Source organism: Nocardia sp. NPDC127579, assembly GCF_042672005.1.
In the GTDB taxonomy this organism is placed as follows: domain Bacteria; phylum Actinomycetota; class Actinomycetes; order Mycobacteriales; family Mycobacteriaceae; genus Nocardia.
In genome coordinates this window covers 875,168-897,614 of sequence record NZ_JBHXVZ010000001.1, presented here as the reverse complement: position 1 = coordinate 897,614, position 22,447 = coordinate 875,168, and the positions used below count along the sequence as shown (strand labels likewise).

The following is a 22,447-nucleotide window of genomic DNA, read 5'->3' as shown; positions in this document are numbered from 1 at the left end:
GATTCGTGCGATGCCCGGCAGCCCTCCGGTATCGCCTATAGGCTTCGAGCGAGGCTCGAGCGAAGGAGTAATCATGAAGGTCGCAGTCGATTTCGACCAGTGTGAAGCGAACGGAATCTGTGTCGGATTCGCCCCCGACGTGTTCGAACTCGATGACGAGGACCAGCTGCACGTGCTCGTCGACGACGTACCCGCCGACCAGCTCGAGGTGGTCAGGGATGCCGTCGCGCAGTGCCCGAAGGCCGCGCTGAAACTCCTCTGATCGATGCTTGCCAGTTAGCTGGAACACGTTCTAAAGTCGGCCCGGTGAGCAACGAACTTAACTTGGCCGGAAAAGTCGCGATCGTCACCGGGTCCGGTGCCGGGCTGGGTAAGGCCGAGGCGCTCGCCTTGGCCGCCGCGGGCGCGTCCGTCGTGGTCAATGATCTGGCCGAGACCGATGTCGTCGCCGAGACCCTCGCCGAGATCCGGGCGCTGGGCGCGAAGGCGGAGTTCGTCGCGGGCAGCATCGCCGAACGCGAGACCGCCGACGCGCTGCTGCGCACCGCGCAGGAATCGTTCGGCAGTGTCGACATCGTGGTCAACAACGCGGGTATCACCCGCGACCGGATGCTGTTCAACATGTCCGACGAGGACTTCGACGCGGTGCTCGCCGTGCATCTGCGCGGCCACTTCCTGCTGTCGCGCAATGCCGCCGCGTACTGGCGGGCCAAGTCCAAGGCCGCCGGCGCGCCGGTTTACGGCCGCCTGATCAACACCTCGTCCGAGGCGGGTCTGCTCGGCCCGGAGGGGCAGGCCAACTACGGCGCCGCCAAGGCGGGCATCACCGCGCTGACGCTCTCGGCCGCGCGCGGCCTGTCCCGATACGGCGTTCGCGCCAACGCGATCGCGCCGCGGGCCCGCACCAAGATGACCGAGGCCGTGTTCGCGGCGGCGCCGGAGGGCGATGTGGATCCGCTGTCCCCGGAGCATGTCGCGCGGCTGGTGGCCTATCTGGCCGCACCGGCGGCCGAGTCGGTCAATGGTCAGCTCTTCGTCGTCTACGGGCCGATGGTCGCGCTGATGGCGGCCCCGGTGGTGGAGCAGCGGTTCGACGCCGAGGGCGCCGAGTGGAGCCCGGAGGGGCTCGCGGCCGCGCTCGGCGGCTACTTCGCCGACCGTCCGGCGGACCGCACCTTCTCGGCGGGTCCCGCGCTGCGCGAGTTGGGATAAAGCACAAAAGGGCTGGGCGGAGTGCCGATGCGCACCCGCCGGGCGGCCCGGTGTGGGTTGCCGATGGTTGGCAGGAGCGGCCATCCCGACCTGATCATCTGTCCAATTGTTGATCACGGCGATCGACTTTGTTAGACATGTGAGTCAACGTGTGTGACGGCTCACAACGGTCGAAGCGGACAGAACTGACACACGTTGCAAGTGCAGAGGCAGGGTTTGGGGAAAAGTGCAGCTGGAAAGTGACCAAAACCTCACGGCCTGTAAGTGAACATGTTCTAATCAATCCGGCGATGCGGCCTCCTGGGTGGGGCCGTGCCGTCAGCAATACGAGCACGTTGAGCAAGGAGGATCGCGAATGAACGAGGTCCTTGCCGTGCCGTTGCGGGCCGTCGGGGGGTTCTTCGAACTTGTCGCCGATGTAGCCCGGGCGAGCATTCGCAGGCCCTTTCAAGCGCGTGAGTTCATCGATCAGTCCTGGTTCATCGCGCGCGTCTCGATCGTGCCGACCCTGCTGGTCGCGATTCCGTTCACCGTTCTGGTGAGCTTCACGCTGAACATCCTGCTCCGCGAGATCGGCGCCGCCGATCTCAGCGGAGCGGGCGCGGCATTCGGTGCCGTCACACAGGTCGGCCCGATCGTCACCGTGCTGGTCGTGGCCGGCGCCGGCGCCACCGCGATCTGCGCGGACCTCGGCGCTCGCACCATCCGCGAGGAAATCGACGCCATGCGGGTGCTCGGCATCGACCCGATCCACCGTCTGGTCGTACCCCGGATCCTGGCCTCGCTGTTCGTCGCCCTGATGCTGAACAGCCTGGTCTGCACCATCGGCATCGTCGGCGGCTTCCTGTTCTCGGTCTACCTCCAGGACGTCAACCCCGGTTCCTTCGTCAACGGCATCACGCTGTTGACCAACCTGCCCGAGCTGATCATCTCCGAGGTGAAGGCCGGGCTGTTCGGGCTGATCGCCGGGCTGGTGGCCTGCTACCTCGGCCTGAACGTCAAAGGCGGACCCAAGAGTGTCGGTGATGCGGTGAACCAGACCGTTGTCTTCGCGTTCATGGCGCTGTTCGTGGTGAACGTGGTCGCGACCGCGGTCAGCGTCAAGCTCGGGGCGCGGTGATCCGATGGCCTTCGTGATCAGCTCCCGGTTCCCCAAGACCGTGCGCCGCGCCAAGCGCTTCTCCGACTCGCTGGACTCGGTCGGCAAACAGGCGATGTTCTACGGCGAGACCGTGGCGGCGCTGCCACGGGCGCTGGTGCACTACCGCACCGAAACCATCCGCTTGATCGCCGAGATCAGCATGGGCACCGGCGCCCTCGCCGTGATCGGCGGCACCGTCGTGATCGTCGGCTTCCTGACGCTGTTCGCCGGCGGCACCATCGCGGTGCAGGGCTACAGCTCGCTCGGCAATATCGGCGTCGAGGCCCTGACCGGCTTCTTCTCGGCATTCATCAACGTGCGGATCGCGGCGCCGGTGATCTCGGGCGTCGGCCTGGCCGCCACCATCGGCGCCGGGTCCACCGCGCAACTGGGCGCCATGCGGGTCTCCGAGGAGATCGACGCACTCGAGACCATGGCCATCCGGCCGGTGCCGTACCTGGTCGCCACCCGGGTGCTGGCCGGGATGATCGCGATCATCCCGCTCTACGCGCTCGCGGTGATCGCCTCGTTCATGGCCGCGCGCTTCGCCACCGTGGTCATCTACGGGCAGTCGGCGGGCGTCTACGACCACTACTTCTCCACCTTTCTTATCCCCAGCGACATCCTCTGGTCGTTCGCGCAGGCGATCCTGATGGCCTTGGCGGTCATGATGATTCACACCTACTACGGCTATACGGCCGCGGGCGGCCCGGTGGGCGTCGGCATCGCGGTCGGCAACGCGGTGCGCGCCTCGCTGGTCGCGGTGGTCACGGTGACGCTGCTGGTGTCGCTTGCCATCTACGGCACCTCCGGCAACTTCCATCTCTCCGGATAGCGGTATGGGAACAATGAAGCTGAAATTGGCTGGCGCCGCAATGGTGCTCACGCTGGCCGCCCTGGTCGCGGTGGCGATGGTCATGTTCGTCGGTGGATTCACCACCACCGAGACCGTCACCGTGACCGCGCCGCGCAGCGGCCTGGTGCTCGACATCGATGCGAAGGTGAAGGTGCGCGGCGTCGAGATCGGCCGGGTCGCCTCGGTCGATCACGCCGACGACGCCTCGCGGCTGCGGCTCGAGATCGACCCCGACAAGCTGAAGCTGGTGCCCGAGAACGTGGGCGTGGACATTCGTTCCACCACCGTCTTCGGCGCCAAGTACGTGAACTTCGTCCTGCCGGATCAGCCGTCGAAGACCGCCCTGAAGCCGGGTGCGGTGATCGCAGGCTCCAAGGTGACGGTCGAATTCAATACCCTGTTCCAGCACCTGTCCGACCTGCTGGCCAAGGTGGAGCCGGACAAGCTCAACGCGACCATGGCCGCGCTCGGCACCGCGCTGGGGGGCCGGGGCGAGAAGCTGGGTGAACTGCTCACGACCAGCAATACCTATCTGAAGGACCTGAATCCGTATCTGCCCACGCTGCAAACGGATCTCGACAAGACCGCCACCGTCACCGGCATCTACGGCGACACCGCGGGGGATCTGCTCCGCACGCTGGACAACGCCACCACGACCAGCCGAACCTTCGCCGAGGAGGCGGGCAACGTCGACGAGGTGCTGACCAATGTGATCGGCCTGGCCGACACCACCGGTTCGCTGTTGCGGGACAACGAGTCCCGCCTGATCACCGCGCTGGATCTGATGACGCCGACGGTGCAGTTGCTCTACGACTACAACGAGGGCACCGAATGCCTGATCAACGCGATCGGCGAGATGATGCCGCTGGCGGACCAGATCTTCGGCGGTATGTACGACGGCGTCGGTATGAACACCAACTTCCAGATGGGTTCCAAGCCGTACACCTATCCGGATGACCTGCCCAAGGTGAACGCCACCGGCGGACCGCACTGCGAAGGCGTGAACAACCGGGTGCCGGAGAGCCACGCGCCCTACATCGTCACCGATACCAGTGAGGGGGCGCCGCACGTGCCGAACGCGACACCGATGCGCCTGCACGACAACCCGCCCAAGGTCTTCCAAATCCTGTTTTCCGGTCTGCCGGGGGTGCCGAAGTGAGAAACACCGCGACGACGGTCAAACTGACGATCTTCACGCTGGTGATGACGCTGATCTTCGCCGGGCTGGTGGTCGTGTTCAGCCAGATGCGGTTCTCCCGGGAGTACGGCTACAAGGCGGTCTTCACCAGTTCCTCGGGCATGCTGCCCGGTTCGAAGGTGCGGATCGCCGGTGTCCCGGTCGGCTCGATCACCTCGGTGAAGGTCGGTAAGGACAATCTCGCGCACGTCGAATTCGACGTGGACCGTCGCTACCGGCTGCTCAGCAGCACCCGCGCGACGATCAAGTACGAGAACCTGGTCGGCGACCGCTACATGGAATTGCTCGAGGGGCCCGGCGACACCGACGCACTGCGCGAGGGCGGCACCATCGGCACGGACAAGACCGCGCCCGCGCTGGATCTGGACATGCTGCTCGGCGGGTTCAAACCGCTGCTGCGCGGACTGGATCCGGGGCAGGTCAACGATCTGACCAACGCGCTGCTCCAGATCTTCCAGGGACAGGGCGGCACGCTGGTGTCGCTGCTCAACAGCGGCGGCTCCTTCGCCAAGACGCTGTCCGAGCGCGACGAACTGATCGGCACCGTGATCAACAACCTCAACACGGTGCTGGCCACCATCGACGAACGCGGCGACCAGTTCGCCACCACGCTGGACGAATTGCAGCGCCTGATCACGGGATTGGCCGAGAACAAGGATCCGATCGGCGATGCGATTCCGCGCATCGCGGGCGCCACCGGCGACCTGACCGATCTGCTCGCCCAGGCGCGACCGGATCTGGCCGGCACCATCGGCGGGCTCGGCCGGCTGTCCACCAACCTCGACAACGGCAGCGACACCCTGGAGTGGGTACTGGGCGAGCTGCCCGAGACCTACAAGAAGCTGATCCGGATCGGCGCGTACGGCTCGTTCCTCCAGCTCTACATCTGCGGCACCTGGCTGCTGGTGGACGGCCCGGACGGCAAGCCGATCGAAATGACCCTGCCGGGCGGGCAGACGACCGGGAGGTGCGCGAGCAATGGCTGACAGCAAGAAGTCTCCGGTCATCACCATCGGCGTCGTCGGCATCGTGGTGGCGGTCTGTGTTTCGCTGAGCGCGCTGCAGTTCACCAAGCTGCCGTTCATTCGCGGCGGCGCCACCTTCACCGCCTACTTCGCCGACGCGGGCGGCCTGGTGCCGGGTGATCAGGTACAGGTCGCGGGCGTGCGCTCGGGCGAGGTCGACAAGGTCGAGCTGGACGGCGCGAAGGTGCTGGTCCGATTCAGCCTGGACGAGTCGATCGTGCTGGGCGACAAGTCCGCCGCCGCGATCAAGACGAACACGGTGCTCGGCCGCAAATCGCTCGAGGTGACGCCCGCCGGGCACGGCGCGCTGCGGGCCGCGGACACGATTCCGCTGGAGCGCACCACCTCGCCGTATTCGCTGAACGACGCGCTCAGCGAATTGGGTGCGACGGTGCAGGGCCTGGATATGGCCCAGGTCGACAAGACCCTGAACGCGCTGTCGGAGACCTTCGCCGACACACCGGCGCCGCTGCGTTCGGCACTGGACGGGGTGACGGCACTGTCGCGCAGTATCAACGCCCGCGACGAAGCACTCACCCAGCTGCTGGCCCGGGCGCAGAACGTCACCAAGATCCTGGCCGACCGTGCCAACCAGATCAACGCGCTACTGCTCGACGGCAACAGCCTGCTCGGTGAACTGGATCGCCGACGATCCGCGATCGGCCAGCTGATCGTGAACGTGAACGGGATCGCCCAGCAGCTGACCGGCTTGGTCAACGACAACGAACCGCAGCTGAAGAACACCCTGGACCGCCTCAACTCGGTGCTGACGGTGCTCGAGAGCAACCGGCAGAACATCAACGACGCGCTCGATAATCTCGGGCCCTATGCCGCCGCGCTCGGCGAGCAGGTCGGCAGCGGGCCGTGGTTCAACGCCTACGTCGTCAACGCCACCTCACCGGCGTTGCAGGTCCTGGCCGACGCCATGGTCTGGCCGCAGCATCTGCCCGAGGACCTGCGCAAGATGTTCCTGGAACCGAACCCCTTCACCACCATCAAACCGTCAGAAGAGGATCCGCCGCGATGATGTTGAAGAACAAGGTCGCGAAATTACCGCGCTGGGTGCTCGTGGTATCAGGAGTTGTGGCGGCGGCGCTGGTCGCGGTCGGTGTCTACACCGGCGTCACCCGGATCGGCACGACCAGCATCACCGCGTACTTCCCGTCCACCAACGGGCTCTACGAGGGCGACGACGTCCGCATCCTCGGGGTGAACGTCGGGCAGATCGACTCCATCGAACCGGGCCGCGATCAGGTGAAGGTGCGGATCACGGTGAACCGTGGCATCGACATACCGGCCGAGGCCAAAGCGGTGATCATCTCCCCGTCGTTGGTGTCGGCGCGCTTCATCCAGCTGGCGCCCGCCTACACCGGCGGCGCGAAAATGGCCGACGACGCCGAGATCCCGCTCCAGCGCACCGCCGTGCCGGTCGAATGGGATGACATCAAGGCCGAATTGTCCAAACTGGCAACCACTCTGGGCCCGGTCGGCGACGACGAGCAGGGTTCGTTCGGGCGCTTCCTCAACACCGCGGCCGAGAACCTCGACGGCAACGGCCAGAAGTTCCGCGACACCCTGCGCGAACTCTCCGCGACCCTGACCACGCTCTCGGACGGCCGCACCGACCTCTTCGGCACCATTCGCAACCTGCAGAAATTCGTCGAGGTGCTCTCGGCCAGCAACGAGCAGATCGTGCAGTTCGGCGGGCGGCTGGCCTCGGTCACCGACGTGCTCGCCGACACCTCCGCCGATCTGGGTGCGGGACTGGACAATCTGGATGTCGCGCTGGCCGATCTGAAGCGGTTCATCGAGGGCAGCGGCACCGAACTCACCGAGGGCGTGTCCAAGCTGGCCAATGTCACCCAGATCCTGATCGACAAGCGGCCCGAGATCGAGCGTGTGCTGCACTCCGGGCCGACTGCGCTGGTGAACTTCTATCAGATCTACAGCCCCGCGCAGGGCACCCTCGGCGGCGCTGTCGCGCTGAACAATCCCCGCGATCCGCTCAGCTTCCTGTGTGGTTCCATCGCCGCCATCGAGAGCAACGACTCCGATCGTTCGGCGCAGCTGTGCGCGGAAATGATCGCGCCGGTGATCAGTTCGGTCGCGATGAACTACGCGCCGATCATGACCAACCCGGCGACCGGCGTGCACGCCTTCCCGAACCAGATCCAGTACAGCCCGCCAAGCCTGGCCGGATCGGCCACGCCCGAGGTCGGGGTGCCCGATGACATTGCCGGACTTGCCATTCCAGGAGGAACGCGATGATCGGCAAATCGCGCAGGCGGCTGGTGGCGGTCGCACTCGGCGCCGCGATCGCGCTGTCGATATCGGGTTGCGAATGGGACGGCCTGAACTCCGTGCCGCTGCCCGGCACCGATATCGCCGACGGCGCGTACGAAGTGCGCATCCAGATGCCGAATGTCACCACTCTGACCCGGAATTCGCCGGTTCGGGTGGCCGATGTGGCGGTCGGTACGGTCACCGGGATCGAGGTGGAGGGCTGGCACGCGCTGGTCACCGTCGCCCTCGCGCCGGACGTGCGACTGCCCGCGAACGCGGTCGCCAAGATCGGCCAGACCAGTCTGCTGGGCAGCAACCATCTCGAGCTGGCCGAGCCGACCGAGGTCGCGCCGCAGGGGCAGCTCAAAGCGGGCGATGTCATCCCGCTGGAGCGGGCCGGGGCCTACCCGACCACCGAGCAGGTGCTGTCCTCGCTGTCGGTGGTGCTCAACGGCGGCGGCATCTCGCAGCTGGAAACCATTACCCGCGAACTGAACACGGCGTTGCACGGCCGCGAGAACGACATCCGTGACCTGCTGCCGCAGCTGAACACGCTGACCACCGGCCTACAGCAGCAGACCTCGGACATCATCCGGGCCATGGAGGGCCTGGACTATCTGGGCGGGCAGCTGGCCACCCAGCGCGACGTGATCGGCAAGGCGATCGACCAGATCCATCCGGCGCTCACCGTGCTGGCCGATCGCACTCGCACCATCACCGACGCGGTCAACACGCTCGGCGAACTCAGCGATGTCACCGACCGCATCGTGCAGGTCAGCGGCGAGGACCTCAAGACCAACCTGGCCAATCTGGAACCCATCCTGAACACGCTGGCCGACACCGGCAACAACCTCATCGAGTCGCTGAAGATCCTGCCAACCTTCCCGTTCCCGATGAAGAACATCACCAAGGCGATCAAGGGCGACTATCTGAACCTGTGGATCACCGTGGATCTGACCGGTAAACGCCTGGACAGCAACTGGCTCTCCGGCACGCCGCTGGGCGGGCGCTTCGGCGGCGTCGAAGGCGTGGTCGGCAGCTTCGCACCGACCACGGCCGCCGACGGGGGCAATCCGGCCACCGCGCCGCTGTCGCCGACCCCGTCCATTCCCGGTCTGCCCGCGATCCCGGGTCTGCCCGCGATTCCGGGGCTGACGGTGCCGTTGGAGAATCCCGCACCGGAAGGAGCACCGCGATGACGCTGACGCGTTTCGTCCGGACCCAGCTGATCATCTTCGCCATCCTGACGGTGATCGGCCTGGTGGTCATGGGCGGTATGTACGTGCGGGTGCCGGCCATGCTCGGCATCGGCCGCTACGACGTCACGGTGCGCTTGGCCGCCACCGGCGGGCTCTACGAGACCGCCAATGTCGCCTACCGCGGGACCAATATCGGCAAGGTCGAGGCGGTCCTGCTCACCACGGACGGGGTGGAGGCGAAACTGTCCATCGACAGCGACCAGAAGGTTCCGGTCGATGTGGTGGCATGGGTGCGCAGCGTGTCCGCGATCGGTGAGCAGTACGTCGATCTGGTGCCGAACCAGAATCCGCAGGGCGGCAACCTGTCCGACGGCGCGGTGATCGACCAGGATCGCACCCGGCTGCCCCAGGATGTCGGCAGTCTGCTCGACCAGACCGACCGGCTGCTGTCCACCGTCGCCGACACCCGGCTGCGCCAGGTCATCGACGAGGCCTTCCAGGCATTCAACGGCGCGGGCCCGGATCTGCAACGTTTCATCGACTCGGCCTCGCTGCTGATCCAGGAGGCGAACAACAGCGCCGAGCCGACCAAGAAACTGCTCGATCAGATCGGCCCGCTGCTGGATACCCAGATCGAATCCGATGCCGCGATCCGGTCCTGGACCCAGAATCTCGCGGCGGTGACCGATCAACTGCGCGAACATGATCCGGCGCTGCGCGGTCTGCTGCGCAATGGGCCCTCGGCCATGCAGACCGTCAGCGCGCAGTTCGAATCACTGCGGCCGACGCTGCCGCTGCTGCTGAACAATCTGGTCGGCCTGGGCCAGGTCGGCGTCACGTATCACGCTGGGCTGGAACAGATCCTGGTCGTCTTCCCGCCGCTGATCGCGGCCTTCAAGACGATTATCCGAGGCCCGGCCAAATACGGCGCGATGGTGGATTTCCAAGCGGTGGTGAATGATCCGCCCGCCTGCACCACCGGCTTCCTGCCGCCCGATCAACGCCGTTCGCCCGCGGACCTGTCGTTCATCGACAGCCCCTCCGGGCTGTACTGCAAGGTGCCGCAGGACTCGCCGATCAGTGTGCGCGGCATCCGCAACACGCCGTGCGCGGAGTTCCCCGGGCGGCGGGCGCCGACCCCCGAACTGTGCCGGACCGGATTCGTTCCCGAGGGCACCAATCCGGCCTTCGGCGACGACGCCGCACCCCAGCCCGCAACCGATCCGCAAACCCCGGACGTGACTCAGGTCGCACCGGCGTCCTATGGTGGCCAGACACCCGCGGCGGCTCGGACCTACGACCCGGACACCGGGGTGTACATCGGAACCGACGGTAGAACCTATCGGCAGGGCGATGTCGGGCCCGGCGGATCGGGCGCGGTACCGGCCAGCTGGCAGGCAATGTTCGAGGAGCAACAACGATGAACCAGGACAGCGGCGACACCCGCCGCACGCGCAGGCGTGCGGGCCGTCCAGCGGGGCCACCGGTCGAGAAGACCGGGGCCGGCGAGGTCACGGTGCCCAGTGCCGCCGTTGTCGAGGGCGGCGCGGAGCCGGTGGACGCGGTTGCGGACACCGCCCCGTCCGCCGACACCGTGCGGGTGTCGACCGAGAAGCCCGCCGCGAAGACCGTAGACGCCGAGACGGCATCCGCCGACACCGTGCAAGCCGAGACCTCGGCCGAAGCGGACACCGTCAAGGCGGACACCGTGGCGGCGGTTGACACCGTGAAAGCGGAAACCGCAGCCGAGGCGGACACCGTCGAGGTGGCGCTGAGCAAGACGTCCGCGGCCGAGCAGCCGACCGCGAAAGCCGCGGTGATCCCGGCGGCCGCGGACTTCGTCACCCGCCGCACGGACCCCGGCCCCCTGAGCACCGGCCGGATCGTGGCGCTGGCCGCGAGCGCGGTACTGGTGCTCGCCCTGGTCGCGGCCGCCGGATTCTCGTTCTACCTCGTGCACGGCAACAGCGTCCGGGAGGACCGCCGCACCGAATACGTGCAGGCCGCCCGGCAGGCCGTGCTGAATCTGACCACCATCCGCGCGGACTCGGCCAAGGAGGACGTGGACCGTATCCTGTCCACCGCCTCGGGCAAGTTCAAGACCGAATTCGACGGCCGCGTCGACCCGTTCCTCGAGATCGTGCAGCAGGCCAAGGTCGCCTCCACCGGCGAGATCGTCGAGGCCGCACTGGTCAGCGACGACGCGGACTCGGCCATCGTGCTGGTGGCCGCCAAGCAGACCCTGACCAACGCCGGCTCCAACGAGCCGCAGACCCGTTTCTACCGGTTCCGGATCACCGTGGACCGCACGGATTCGGGAATGTCCGCGTCGAATGTGGAGTTCGTGGCATGAGCGCGAAACTGGGAACCCGCGGCCTGATCGCCGCCGTCGTCGCCGGGGTGCTGGTGGCCGCCTCGCTGGTCGTCATCGGCTTCAACGGCTACCGCTACTGGGAGGACCGCAAGGCCGAGCAGGTGCGCACCGAGATCGTCGATGTGGCCGGTCGCTCGGTCGCCGCCATGTTCACCTACGATTTCGCCACCGTCGACAAGGAACTGCCCAAGGCCGCCGAGGCGCTCTCGCCGAAATTCCGCGCGGACTACCTGAAGCTGATCAATCAGGCCATCGCGCCCGGGGCGAAGGAGAAGCAGCTCACCGTCCGCGCCACCACGCAGGCGGGCGGCATCGTCTCGGCCGAGACCGAGCACGCCGTGGTGCTGCTGTTCCTCAATCAGGTGACCACCAGCAAGGATTCCCCGCAGGGCACCACCACCGGCAGCCGGGTGCGGGTCGCCCTGGACAAGAGCGAGGACCGCTGGCTGGTCGACGCGGTGACGCCGGTCTAATCCGGTTCCCGGGGCAGCCGGACGGTGAAGGTGGTCCCTTCCCCTTCGATGCTGTGCACCGTCACCCGACCGCCGTGCGCGGTGACCAGCGCCTGCACGATGGACAGGCCGAGGCCGGTGCCGCCGCTGGCCCGGGTGCGTGAGCTGTCGGTGCGGTAGAAGCGTTCGAAGACGCGGGCGGCCGCCGCCGGCGGCAGGCCGGGCCCGGTATCGGTGACGCGGAGCACCACCTCGTCGGATTCGGGTGTCAGGCCGACGGTGACCGACGCGTCCGCCGGAGTGTGCTTCAGGGCGTTGTCGACCAGATTGGCCAGTACCTGACGCAACCGCATCTCGTCGCCGGTGATCTCCAGTGTGCCCTCGCCCGAAGCTATTTCGAGTTCGATGCGCCGGTCCGGGGTCTCGGCGGCGGCGGCGCGGGCCCGGGCATTGTGCACGGCGTCGCTGGCCAGGGTGAGCAGGTCGACGGGGCCGAGCTCGAGTGGGCGTTGCGCGTCGAGCCGGGCCAGCATCAGCAGGTCCTCCACGAGCAGGCCCATGCGCTGCGCCTCGTGCTCGATCCGGTCCATGAAGCGGGCCGGGTCGTCGGACGGGTTTCCTGTCATCCCCGTTTGTTTGTACAGTTCCGCGAACCCCCGGATGGTGGTCAGCGGTGTGCGAAGTTCGTGGCTGGCGTCGGCGACGAAACGGCGCATGGTGGCCTCGGATTCGCGGGCCGCGGCCTCGGAGGCCTCGGTGGCGGCGAACGCGGACTGGATCTGCGTGAGCATCCCGTTCAGGGATTGGGAGAGCCGATCGACCTCGGTGTTGGTGCCGCGCACCGGGACCCGGCGGAACAGGTCGCCGCGGGCGATGGCGGCGGCGATGTTCTCCACCCGGCCCAGCGGGCGCAGGCTGCGCTGGATGACGAAGTAGGCCAGCACCGCCAGCACCGCGAGCACGGCCGCGCCGATCAGCAACTGCAACCGGACCAGCCGCTGCACGGTGTCGTTGTTCTGGGTGAGCGGCAGGGCGACGATCGTGGTCGTCTCGCCCTTGCGCAGGGTCAGGGCCCGCCACCGCACCGGTGAATCGTCGAGCGACCCGATGGTCTCGGCGCGGCCGCTGTGGATCTGGGTCAGGTCCGGCCGGGCCTTGACATCGAAGGGCGGCAGCACCAGCGGCGCGGTGTCGCTGGGGTTCTCGGTGACGATGTAGAAGGGGCTGGGCGGCACACGCTGATCGGGTGCGCTGGGCAGGGGCAGCGCCGGGCGCGCGATCATCCGGGACATGCCCGCCTCGCGCAGCTGCTGATCGGTCTGGTTGAGCAGCGACTGCTCGAACGCCGAGGTGACGGCCATCCCGGAGGCGAGCAGGCCCAGCGCGGCCAACGCCACCAGAGCCAGCACCAGCGTGACCCGCAGCGGGATCGCGCCGAGCCGGTCGCCGAGCCAGGCCCGGGCCCGGCCGGCCCGGCCGGGTTGCGGCCGAACCACCCTGCGTCCCTTGGGTTTACGCGCGGCGTCCGGTTCGGCGGGCATCAGCGCGGCGTCCGCATCACGTATCCCACACCGCGCAGGGTGTGGATCAACCGCTGCTCACCGGTATCGATCTTCTTCCGCAGATACGACACATAGGTCTCCACCACCCCGACCTCACCGCCGAAGTCGTAGCGCCACACGTGATCCAGGATGCGCGGCTTGCTCAGCACGGTGCCCGCGTTGACCATGAAATAGCGCAGCAGCGTGAATTCGGTGGGGGACAGGGCAATCGGCGCACCCGCCTTCCACACCTCGTGCGTGTCGTCGTCCAATTCGATGTCCTCGAAGCGGATTCGGGAGTTCACCGGCTCCGGTGCGCCGTGCCCGGCCCGGCGCAGCACCACCCGCAGCCGGGCCACCACCTCCTCCAGGCTGAACGGTTTGGTGATGTAGTCGTCGGCGCCCAGGGTCAGGCCCGCCACCTTGTCCTGCACCTCGTCGCGCGCGGTCAGGAACAGCACGGGCGCGTCGATGCCGTCGGCGCGCAGCCGGGGCAGCAGGCCGAAGCCGTCGATGCCGGGCATCATCACATCGACGATCAGCGCGTCCGGCCGGAAGCCTCGGGCCCGATCCAGGGCCTGGGCGCCGTCGGCCGCCGTCGCCACCTCGAAGCCCTGGTAGCGCAGGCTCACGGCGAGCAGCTCGACGATCATCGGCTCGTCGTCGACGACCAGCACCCGCGCCTCCGGGGCGGCTCCCGCGGAATCAGTCACATCGTCCATCCTGCGCCACCGCACTGCGAAGTCGCTGGACCCCGCCTGGGAGGTTGCTGTGAACGCGTTACCGGCGCGGGGTGCGCTCCTCGGGGTAGACATCGTCATCGGTGAGCAGCGCGCTGCCCGCCACCTGATCCTGGGCCAGCGCCTCCAGGAACGATCGCGCCCAGCGATCCACATCGTGGGCCAGCACCTGCCGCCGCAGCGAGCGCATGCGGCGGCGCTTGGTGTCGCGTTCATCGGAGAGGGCCGCGACGATGGCATCCTTCACGCTGTCCAGGTCGTGCGGGTTGCACAGGTAGGACTGGCGCAATTCGGCTGCGGCGCCGGTGAATTCGCTCAGCACCAGGGCGCCGTTGAGGCCGCTGTGACAGGCCACGTACTCCTTGGCGACCAGGTTCATCCCGTCGCGCAGCGGCGTCACCAGCATGACATCGGCGGCCACGAAGAACGCGATCAGTTCCTCGCGGGCGATCGGCCGGTGCAGATAGTGCACGACCGGATGCCCGACCTCGGCGAATTCGCCGTTGATCCGGCCCACTTGGCGTTCGATGTCGCCGCGCATCTGAATGTAGGACTCGACCCGCTCGCGGCTGGGGGTGGCCAGCTGCACCATGACCGTCTCGGACTTGTCGATCCGGCCTTCGACCAGCAGTTCCTCCAGCGCGTTGAGCCGGATGTCGATGCCCTTGGTGTAGTCGAGCCGGTCCACGCCGAGCAGGATGTGTTTGGGATTGCCCAGTTCCGCGCGGATGCGCGCGGCCCGATCCCGCACCGATTTGCGCCGGGACAGCTCGTCCAGTTCGGCCGAGGAGATCGAGATCGGGAACGCGCCCACCCGTACCGTGCGGAACCCGACCTGCACCACACCCAGCTTGGACCGCACACCGACATTGCCGCGCGAGGTGGGCTGACCCGCCAGCCGCCGCGCCAGGTACAGGAAGTTCTGTGCGCCGCCGGGCAGATGGAACCCGATCAGGTCCGCGCCGAGCAGGCCCTCGATGATCTCGGTCCGCCACGGCATCTGCATGAACAGCTCGACCGGCGGGAAGGGAATGTGCAGGAAGAAGCCGATGGTCAGATCGGGCCGCAGCATCCGCAGCATCTTCGGCACCAGCTGCAACTGGTAGTCCTGCACCCAGACCGTGGCGCCCTCGGCGGCCACCTTCGCCGCCGCCTCGGCGAAGCGCCGGTTCACATCGACGTAGGCGGCCCACCAGGTGCGATCGTAGATCGGCCGCACGATCACATCGTGATAGAGCGGCCACAGGGTGCCGTTGGAGAAACCCTCGTAGTAGTCGGCGACCTCGCGCGAGCTCAGCGGCACCGGATGCAGCTCCAGGCCGTCCTCGTTGATCGGGTCGATATCCACGTCGGGGACGCCCGCCCAGCCGACCCAGGCCCCCTTGTTCATCCGCAGCACGGGCTCCAGCGCGGTGACCAGGCCACCCGGGCTGCGCTTCCAGCGCGTACTGCCGTCGGGTAGTCGTTCCAGGTCGACCGGCAGCCGGTTGGCGACGACGACGAAGCCGGAGCCGGCTTCCGGTAAGAGGCCGGAATCGGATGCGGCCGGGGTGGACTCGGATTCTGGGGACGGCTGGTCGGTCATCTGGTCCATTCACGCATCCTTCGCGCGTCGCGGTGTCCCGGTCGGGGATCGCAGGGTGGAAGAGTCGACGGCGCCGTTGTCGTCGATCGGCGGCGGGGTGTTACCCGTTGCTGCTCGGGCCGATACCCAGCATCGACAGCAGCATCCGGCACTCGTCCGCGTCCTCGGCGTAGGCGGCGACTACGCGCTGGGCCTGACGTGCGGTTTCATCGGCGAGTGGTTCCAGGTCGTCGTCCGCGATGTCGTTCGCGCTACCCTTCGCGGCCATCTCATTTCCTCCCGGCTCATTACGCTCGTACGTGCGAATAGTCAATGGTATATGCCCTCGGTGTCCGAGCATGGCTCCCTATACCGTGGGGGCGAGCATCAACCAATAGAAAGGTCGACCATGCCGCTGGCCACGGTAAACGGAATTCCCCTCAACTACCAGGTCAAGGGCGACCGGGCCGAGCCGCTGGTCGTGATGATCATGGGTACCGGCAGCCCGGGCCGGGTCTGGGAATTGCATCAGGTGCCCGCGCTGGTCGCCGCCGGTTACCGGGTGTGCACCTTCGACAATCGCGGCATCGCCCCCACGTTCGAATCCGCCGACGGTATCGCCATCGAGGACCTGGTCGCCGACACCGCGGCGCTGATCGAACTGCTGGGCGGGGGCCCGGCCCTGGTCGTCGGCACCTCGATGGGCGCGCGGGTAGCCCAGGAGCTGGCGCTGGCCCGGCCCGAGCTGGTCCGCAAGGCGGTGTTCCTGGCCGGGCACGGGCGGCTGGACCAGTTCCAGAAGACGCTCTCGCTCGGCGAACACGAACTCGACGCCGGTGGCGCGAAACTGCCCCCGAAATACGAGGCCGCGCTCACCGCGGTCATGAACCTCTCGCCCGCCACCATGGCCGACGCCAACGCCGCCCGGGACTGGCTGGACCTGTTCGAATTCACCGGCGGCCCGGTGACGCCCGGTATCCGCGCCCAGCGGCGTATGGACCACGACTTCGATCGGATCGCCGCCTACCGCGCCATCACGGTGCCGTGCCTGTCGGTCGGATTCGCCGATGACCGGATGATCCCGCCCTACCTGTCGCGTGAGGTGGCGACCGCCATCCCGGGCGCGCGCTACCAGGAGATTCCCGACGCGGGCCACTTCGGCTACCTGGAGCGGCCGGAGGCGGTCAACAAGATCCTGCTCGATTTCTTCGCGGCATGAGGTAACTCCCTACAGGTAACGTCGGCCTTGCTAGTGTCGACACACGCTCAGGGACTCGATCCCGGGGCAGATCCCGTACACAGCGCCAGTATCCAGTGAGGTGAAATTGAGCACCAACCCCTTCGACGACGAAGACGGCCGCTTCTTCGTTCTCGTCAACGACGAGGAACAGCATTCCCTGTGGCCGGCTTTCGCCGAGGTCCCGGCCGGTTGGCGAGTCGTGTTCGGCGAGGACAGCCGGTCCGCATGCGTCGAGTATGTCGAGAAGAACTGGACGGATATGCGTCCGAAGAGCCTGCGCGATGCCATGGCCGCCGATGATGCGGCCCGTCAGGGCGCCAAGTCCTGACCCGCGGTATCTGAATACTGCGCCGGGGACAGCGAACTGGGCCGCCGCCGGGCACGGCACCGTTACTCGGTGTCGCGTCGGCGGCGCGCCCAGTTATGATGTCTTCCGCCACCCGCCTCCTTAGCTCAGTGGTAGAGCACCGCTCTTGTAAAGCGAAGGTCGTCAGTTCAATCCTGACAGGGGGCTCCGTCCGGGCCGGCATCTGCGGATAAAGAGCATCCGCAGATGCCGGCCTTCGCATTTTTCTTGGGGGCGAAGCCCCCAAACCCCACCCGGAGGGCTTCGCCCCCGGACCCCCGGCGTGGGCTCGGTCCGGAGGTCGGCGGCGTGGGCTCGGGGCGTGGGCTCGGTTTCGAGGTTGGCGGCGTGGCTCGGTGTTGCGGGTCAGTCCGGGACGTTGGTGCCGTGGCCCAGGTCGCGGAGGGCCTGCTTGATTTTGGCCTGGGCCTCGTCGAGGGATTCCGGGGTGGGGTTCGGGTCGGCGCCGGAGATGTTGAAATCGCCGAGTTCGAACGCCGGGAAGACGTGCACGTGCAGGTGCGGCACTTCCAATCCGGCGATGAGCAGGCCTGCCCGGGGCGCGTCGAACGCCTTGCGGACAGCCTGGCCGATGGTCTGGGCGTGGGCGTTGAGCCGGGCGAAGGTCGCGCCGTCGACGTCCTGCCACTGGTCGATTTCCCGGCGCGGGACGATCAGGGTGTGCCCCTGGGTGACCGGTGCGATGGTCAGGAAGGCGACGAATTCGTCGTCCGCCCAGACGAACCGGCCGGGAAGCCGGCCCTCGATGATCGCGCTGAAGACAGAAGCCATGCCCGCAGCGTAGCGCCCGGCGAGACGGCCGCACTCCGGCGTGGTCGCCCTGTGCGCTGTAATATGCTGGGCCGCAGCCGATCAGGTGTCACGAGATCGGGTGTTTCCGGAGGGGCGGCAGTGACAGATTTCGAACCAGGGCAGTCGGTGGTGGACACCGTGCTGTTCGGAAATGTCATTGTCGATCGCAAAGAAGACCGAATCACGACCCGGCTGGAATCCGGTGAATCGACGGTCGTTTCGATCGAACGGGTGGGCCCCAGGACTCGGAAGAATGTCCCGCTCGGCACTCGGGACACGAACCGCATCGTGGCGCGCGTCGACGACCGCGAAATCAAGGTTTCACCGGGTATGGGGCGCTTGCTGAAGCGGACGTTCCGGATCGTCGTGCGGATCGATGATCGGTATCTGAGCTTTCGGCCCTCGACGATCGATACCGTCATGTTCATCAACGGGAAATCGTATGAGATCGAAAAGCACTTCTGCGATCTCACAGCCAGGGTGGACGGCACGGTCGACGTGCTCTGGGCTGTTCCGCAAACCGTCGAGCTGCTCGGCAAGACCGTCGAACCGCCGATTCCGAGCACCGAGGATCTCCTGATCGGGTACGCGCTCGCGGCCGCGTTCGGCACCGGCGCGCTGTCGATGACCGCGATCGTCGCGGAATTGGTGGCCGTGGCCATCCCGGGCTGAAGCGCTCGAGCGGGATCCGGGCGCGACGAAGTGCGACCGGATGCCTCTTGGCGTGCCGCCGTCACGCCCACTTAAGCTGTTGGCCGTGCGCGTACTCGTGATCGGCTCCGGAGCCCGTGAACATGCCCTCGTCCTGGCCCTGCGCAAGGACCCGGCGGTGACCGCGCTGTTCGCGGCGCCCGGCAACCCCGGCACCGCGCAGCACGCGCAGAACCATCCGGTCGATCCGTCCTCCGGCGAGGCGGTGGCGGCGCTGGCCGCCGAGCTGGAAGCCGATCTGGTCGTGATCGGTCCCGAGGTGCCGCTGGTACTCGGCGTCGCCGACGCGGTGCGGGCCGCGGGCATCGCCTGTTTCGGCCCGTCGGCCGCGGCCGCGCGGATCGAGGGCTCCAAGGCATTCGCCAAGGATGTGATGGCGGCGGCGGGCGTGCGCACCGCGCACAGCGAAATCGTGGACAACCCGGCCGAACTCGACGCCGCGCTGGACCGCTTCGGCCCCACCTGGGTGGTCAAGGACGACGGCTTGGCCGCGGGCAAGGGCGTGGTGGTGACCGCCGACCGGTCGGCGGCGCGCGATCACGGCGCGGAACTGCTGGAGCAGGGGCATCCGGTGCTGCTGGAATCGTTCCTGGACGGGCCCGAGGTCTCGCTGTTCTGTCTCGTGGACGGGGAGACGGTGGTTCCGCTGCTGCCCGCCCAGGACCACAAGCGGGTCGGCGACGGCGATACCGGGCCGAACACCGGCGGCATGGGCGCCTACACGCCGCTGCCGTGGCTGCCCGCCGAGACGCTCACCGCGATCGTCGAGGACGTGGTGCGGCCGGTCGCCGTCGAGATGGCGCGCCGCGGCTGCCCGTTCTCGGGTCTGCTCTACGCCGGTCTGGCGATCGGCTCGTCCGGTCCCGCGGTCGTCGAGTTCAATTGCCGCTTCGGCGATCCGGAGACGCAGGCCGTGCTCGCGCTGCTGGACAGCCCGCTGGGCGAACTGCTCGCGGCCACCGCCGCGGGCACCCTGGATCAGGTCGCGGCGCCGCGCTGGCGGGACGGGTCGGCGATCACCGTGGTGATCGCCGCCGAGAACTACCCGGGCCGCCCGCGGCTCGGCGATGTCATCACCGGCGCGGACGGCGGTGACGACAGCACCGCGGTGATGCACGCCGGGACCGCGCTGCGCGAGGACGGCGCGCTGGTGTCCGCGGGCGGCAGGGTGCTCAATGTGGTGGGCGCGGGCGCGGATCTGTCCGAGGCGCGCGCCAACGCCTACGCCCGGATCGGCGGAATCAAGCTGCCGGGCAGCCATTACCGCACCGATATCGGCCTGGCCGCCGTGGAGGACCGCATCGCGGTGCCGTCGCGCGTATCGCAGGCGGACTGAGAGCGACCGCGCCGCAGGTCGATCGCGGCGCGGTCAGAAGCCGAGTCCGTGTGCGGCGAGCCAGGCGCGCGGATCGATGTGCTGGCCGCCCGCGATCACCTCGAAATGCAGGTGCGGGCCGGAGGAGTCGCCGCGGTTGCCCATGCGGGCGATCTGCATTCCGGCGGGGACGCGCTCGCCGACCGAGACGAAGAAGTCGTACATGTGCCCGTAGACGGTGATGGTGCCGTCGTTGTGGCGGATGCGCACCCACAGGCCGAATCCCTGTGCGGGTCCGGCGTCGATGACGGTGCCGTCGGCGACGGCGTAGATGGGGGTGCCGATCGGCCCGGCGATATCGATGCCGTTGTGGAAAGTGCCCCAGCGGGAACCGAATCCGGAGGTGAAGGTGCCGATGGTGGGCAGGACCAGCCCGCCGATGCCGGGCCGGATGGACCCGGGCGGGAGCGGGGTGGTGGCCGACATCCACGGCTGGTACTCACCGGCGGCGGCCGCGGCCGCCTCGGCTTTGGCGCGTTCGAGGGTGGCGCGGGCGGCGGCCGCGACGACGGCCTGTTCGCGGCGGCGTTCGCCGTTGGCGATGGCGGTGAGGTAGCGCTTCACCGAGGGCACGGTGGCCTGGACGAGCTGTTCGTGTGCGAAGGCGACGCGCTGCGCTTCGTTCGGGCCGAGGGGGCGGTCGCCGACGCCCCGGTCGTACGAGGAGTCGGCCGAGGCGAACAGGGCCACTGCGAGGAAGACGGCCAGCTTCACCCGATGTCTGTACAGCAGTGCGCGGTAGTCGCGGTCGCGATGTCTGTTCCAGACGCTGCGTAGGTCCGGGTGTGGTCTTCTTCGTGGTAGCCAGCGTCTGGTTCTCGGGTTCGTCGGCCGAGTACGCCAATCCGGCGTGATGACCCCGATGCCACCCACGCCCACGACCCTGTCGAGCTCGGTGCGGCGAGCCCCGGGGGATGGCAGGCGGCGAAGCCGCCGGGGTGGGTGGATGCTGTCAAGCATTAGGCCGACCCTAGCCGTTGTCGCGCCTGGGACAAAGGTTGCGCGGGGGAGCCGTGGTGTCGTGGGGCCGGAGCGATTACGGTCTCTCGGGTGTCCCGAGAATCGCGCCGTTCGATCATTCCGACCTTCTATGTGATGGATGTCTGGAAGGCCGCTGCCGAGCGTGCACGCACCCACGGTGACGTCGTCGTTCTCGCCGCCGGGCAGCCGTCGACCCCGGCTCCGGCGCCGGTGCTGCGCGCCACCAAGCAGGCGATCGACGCGGAATTACTGGGCTACACCGAGACTTTCGGCATTCTGCCGCTGCGTGCGGCGATTGCCGAGCATCACCGCCGGATCTACGGCTACCCGGTGGACGCCGACGACGTGGTGGTGACCACCGGCTCCTCGGGTGCGTTCACGCTGATCTTCCTGGCCGCGTTCGACGCGGGCGACACCGTGGTGGTGGCCCGCCCGGGCTATCCGGCCTACCGCAATACCCTCAGTGCGCTCGGCTGCCGGGTGATCGAGCTGGATTGCCGCGCCGACACCCGGTTCCAGCCGACGGTGGCCATGCTGGAGGCGCTGCCGGAGCCGCCGCGCGGCCTGATCATCGCGAGCCCGGCGAATCCGACCGGCACCATGATCGAGCCCGACGAGCTGGCCGCCATCGCCCGCTGGTGCGACGAGCACGGCACGCTGCTGATCTCCGACGAGATCTACCACGGGATCACCTACGGCGACGAGGGGACGCCCACCCGTCGCCCGAGCACCACCCCGCACGGAACCGCTGCGCGATGCTCGAGTTCCTGGGAAACTTCCAGGAATTCCGTCGTGATCGGCTCGGTCTCGAAGTACTTCTCGATGACGGGCTGGCGCCTGGGCTGGATGCTGGCCCCGGCCGATCTGCGGCCCGCGCTGCAACGCCTGGCTTCGAACATGACCGTCTGCCCGCCGGCCATCTCGCAGTACGCGGCGCTGCACGCGTTCGGCGCGGAGGCGAAAGCCGAACTGGACGGCCATGTTTCGCGCTACGCGACCAATCGTGCGCTGCTGTTGTCGGGGTTGGCCGAGCTCGGGATCACCGATCTCGCGCCCGCCGACGGTGCGTTTTATGCCTACGCCGATATTGGTCATTTGACCGACGATTCCCGCAAATGGTGCGCCGAAGTGCTCGAAGCTACCGGCGTCGCATTAGCGCCCGGAATTGATTTCGACACCGTCAATGGCCACCGAACCGTCCGGTTCTCTTTTGCGGGCGCGACGGCGGATATCGAAACGGCGCTACTTCGCCTTCGGGCCTACCTGCTCGGCTGAACGTCGGTGGCGCGCAACAAGTTTGCCCAGACGCCCACCCGGCTCGGTCGTATACGGTAAAACATCGATGGCTGGGATTCCTACTGACGATTTCGCACGGGTGAACCGATGACGACTGGCA

General features: G+C 67.7%; 23 protein-coding genes and 1 tRNA gene. 18 read left to right on the top strand and 6 right to left on the bottom strand.

Annotated features, from left to right (window positions below; translation table 11 throughout):
• Positions 1 to 73: 73 nt before the first annotated feature.
• The 12 genes from ACFVMC_RS03575 (at position 74) to ACFVMC_RS03520 (ending at position 11,761) form a co-directional block, all read left to right on the top strand.
• Positions 74 to 262 (top strand): ferredoxin, encoded by a 189-nt coding sequence (locus tag ACFVMC_RS03575; protein WP_379206500.1) that lies wholly within the window; start codon positions 74 to 76, stop codon positions 260 to 262.
• 44 nt (positions 263 to 306) lie between these two features.
• The gene (locus ACFVMC_RS03570; protein ID WP_379206499.1) at positions 307 to 1,212 is read left to right on the top strand and encodes a 3-oxoacyl-ACP reductase; all 906 of its coding nucleotides are present in this window, start codon (positions 307 to 309) and stop codon (positions 1,210 to 1,212) included.
• Between the two features lie 355 nt (positions 1,213 to 1,567).
• Entirely contained in the window at positions 1,568 to 2,332 is a 765-nt protein-coding gene (locus tag ACFVMC_RS03565) for an MlaE family ABC transporter permease (RefSeq protein WP_379206497.1), read from the top strand.
• A gap of 4 nt (positions 2,333 to 2,336) precedes the next feature.
• Complete coding sequence (locus tag ACFVMC_RS03560; RefSeq protein WP_379206496.1) at positions 2,337 to 3,188, top strand: MlaE family ABC transporter permease; 852 nt, start codon at positions 2,337 to 2,339, stop codon at positions 3,186 to 3,188.
• A 4-nt stretch (positions 3,189 to 3,192) separates the two neighbouring features.
• A complete protein-coding gene (locus tag ACFVMC_RS03555; protein WP_379206494.1) occupies positions 3,193 to 4,368 on the top strand; it encodes an MCE family protein in 1,176 nt (391 codons plus the stop codon).
• Positions 4,365 to 5,393 carry an MCE family protein gene (locus tag ACFVMC_RS03550; protein ID WP_379206493.1) on the top strand — a complete coding sequence of 343 codons (1,029 nt, stop codon included), beginning with the start codon at positions 4,365 to 4,367 and terminating at the stop codon, positions 5,391 to 5,393. Before ACFVMC_RS03555 ends, ACFVMC_RS03550 begins: the two co-directional genes overlap by 4 nt.
• Positions 5,386 to 6,459: an MCE family protein gene (locus tag ACFVMC_RS03545; RefSeq protein ID WP_379206491.1), complete on the top strand. Its 1,074-nt coding sequence runs from the start codon at positions 5,386 to 5,388 to the stop codon at positions 6,457 to 6,459. The genes ACFVMC_RS03550 and ACFVMC_RS03545 overlap by 8 nt, the downstream gene beginning before the upstream one ends.
• A complete protein-coding gene (locus tag ACFVMC_RS03540; protein ID WP_379206489.1) occupies positions 6,456 to 7,700 on the top strand; it encodes an MCE family protein in 1,245 nt (414 codons plus the stop codon). Before ACFVMC_RS03545 ends, ACFVMC_RS03540 begins: the two co-directional genes overlap by 4 nt.
• Positions 7,697 to 8,914, top strand: coding sequence for an MCE family protein (locus ACFVMC_RS03535; protein WP_379206487.1), 1,218 nt, complete (start codon positions 7,697 to 7,699; stop codon positions 8,912 to 8,914). Before ACFVMC_RS03540 ends, ACFVMC_RS03535 begins: the two co-directional genes overlap by 4 nt.
• Entirely contained in the window at positions 8,911 to 10,338 is a 1,428-nt protein-coding gene (locus ACFVMC_RS03530) for an MCE family protein (RefSeq protein ID WP_379206486.1), read from the top strand. The genes ACFVMC_RS03535 and ACFVMC_RS03530 overlap by 4 nt, the downstream gene beginning before the upstream one ends.
• Positions 10,335 to 11,267: a hypothetical protein gene (locus ACFVMC_RS03525; protein ID WP_379206484.1), complete on the top strand. Its 933-nt coding sequence runs from the start codon at positions 10,335 to 10,337 to the stop codon at positions 11,265 to 11,267. Before ACFVMC_RS03530 ends, ACFVMC_RS03525 begins: the two co-directional genes overlap by 4 nt.
• Complete coding sequence (locus tag ACFVMC_RS03520) at positions 11,264 to 11,761, top strand: h domain protein (RefSeq protein ID WP_379206482.1); 498 nt, start codon at positions 11,264 to 11,266, stop codon at positions 11,759 to 11,761. The genes ACFVMC_RS03525 and ACFVMC_RS03520 overlap by 4 nt, the downstream gene beginning before the upstream one ends.
• Here the strand turns inward: ACFVMC_RS03520 and ACFVMC_RS03515 are convergent.
• From ACFVMC_RS03515 to ACFVMC_RS03500, 4 genes are all read right to left on the bottom strand, one after another.
• Positions 11,758 to 13,281 carry an ATP-binding protein gene (locus tag ACFVMC_RS03515; RefSeq protein WP_379206481.1) on the bottom strand — a complete coding sequence of 508 codons (1,524 nt, stop codon included), beginning with the start codon at positions 13,279 to 13,281 and terminating at the stop codon, positions 11,758 to 11,760. The two genes, ACFVMC_RS03520 and ACFVMC_RS03515, sit on opposite strands and share 4 nt — an antisense overlap.
• On the bottom strand, positions 13,281 to 13,994 hold the full coding sequence (locus ACFVMC_RS03510; RefSeq protein WP_379206479.1) for a response regulator transcription factor: 714 nt from the start codon (positions 13,992 to 13,994) through the stop codon (positions 13,281 to 13,283). Before ACFVMC_RS03510 ends, ACFVMC_RS03515 begins: the two co-directional genes overlap by 1 nt.
• A 67-nt stretch (positions 13,995 to 14,061) precedes the next feature.
• Complete coding sequence (locus ACFVMC_RS03505; protein WP_379207797.1) at positions 14,062 to 15,606, bottom strand: trehalose-6-phosphate synthase; 1,545 nt, start codon at positions 15,604 to 15,606, stop codon at positions 14,062 to 14,064.
• A gap of 100 nt (positions 15,607 to 15,706) precedes the next feature.
• Complete coding sequence (locus ACFVMC_RS03500; protein WP_379206477.1) at positions 15,707 to 15,874, bottom strand: hypothetical protein; 168 nt, start codon at positions 15,872 to 15,874, stop codon at positions 15,707 to 15,709.
• Between the two features lie 120 nt (positions 15,875 to 15,994).
• Here ACFVMC_RS03500 and ACFVMC_RS03495 point away from each other — a divergent pair, with 120 nt between their 5' ends.
• The 3 genes from ACFVMC_RS03495 (at position 15,995) to ACFVMC_RS03485 (ending at position 17,339) form a co-directional block, all read left to right on the top strand.
• Positions 15,995 to 16,804, top strand: a complete 810-nt coding sequence (locus ACFVMC_RS03495; protein WP_379206475.1) for an alpha/beta fold hydrolase — start codon at positions 15,995 to 15,997, stop codon at positions 16,802 to 16,804.
• Between the two features lie 106 nt (positions 16,805 to 16,910).
• Positions 16,911 to 17,153 carry an MbtH family protein gene (locus ACFVMC_RS03490; protein WP_379207795.1) on the top strand — a complete coding sequence of 81 codons (243 nt, stop codon included), beginning with the start codon at positions 16,911 to 16,913 and terminating at the stop codon, positions 17,151 to 17,153.
• A 114-nt stretch (positions 17,154 to 17,267) separates the two neighbouring features.
• A tRNA-Thr gene (locus tag ACFVMC_RS03485) sits at positions 17,268 to 17,339 on the top strand.
• 198 nt (positions 17,340 to 17,537) lie between these two features.
• Here ACFVMC_RS03485 and ACFVMC_RS03480 read toward each other — a convergent pair.
• A complete protein-coding gene (locus ACFVMC_RS03480) occupies positions 17,538 to 17,963 on the bottom strand; it encodes an HIT family protein (protein WP_379206474.1) in 426 nt (141 codons plus the stop codon).
• Positions 17,964 to 18,083: 120 nt separating this feature from the next.
• On the opposite strand from ACFVMC_RS03480, the gene ACFVMC_RS03475 reads away from it, so the two are divergent.
• Both ACFVMC_RS03475 and purD read left to right on the top strand, forming a co-directional pair.
• The gene (locus ACFVMC_RS03475) at positions 18,084 to 18,656 is read left to right on the top strand and encodes a hypothetical protein (RefSeq protein ID WP_379206472.1); all 573 of its coding nucleotides are present in this window, start codon (positions 18,084 to 18,086) and stop codon (positions 18,654 to 18,656) included.
• Between the two features lie 85 nt (positions 18,657 to 18,741).
• A complete protein-coding gene (purD, locus tag ACFVMC_RS03470; RefSeq protein WP_379206470.1) occupies positions 18,742 to 20,031 on the top strand; it encodes a phosphoribosylamine--glycine ligase in 1,290 nt (429 codons plus the stop codon).
• A gap of 33 nt (positions 20,032 to 20,064) precedes the next feature.
• Here the strand turns inward: purD and ACFVMC_RS03465 are convergent, their stop codons facing one another.
• Complete coding sequence (locus ACFVMC_RS03465; protein ID WP_379206468.1) at positions 20,065 to 21,030, bottom strand: M23 family metallopeptidase; 966 nt, start codon at positions 21,028 to 21,030, stop codon at positions 20,065 to 20,067.
• A 90-nt stretch (positions 21,031 to 21,120) separates the two neighbouring features.
• Between ACFVMC_RS03465 and ACFVMC_RS03460 the strand changes: the two genes are divergently transcribed.
• A complete protein-coding gene (locus ACFVMC_RS03460) occupies positions 21,121 to 22,326 on the top strand; it encodes a pyridoxal phosphate-dependent aminotransferase (protein ID WP_379206466.1) in 1,206 nt (401 codons plus the stop codon).
• Positions 22,327 to 22,447 lie beyond the last annotated feature (121 nt).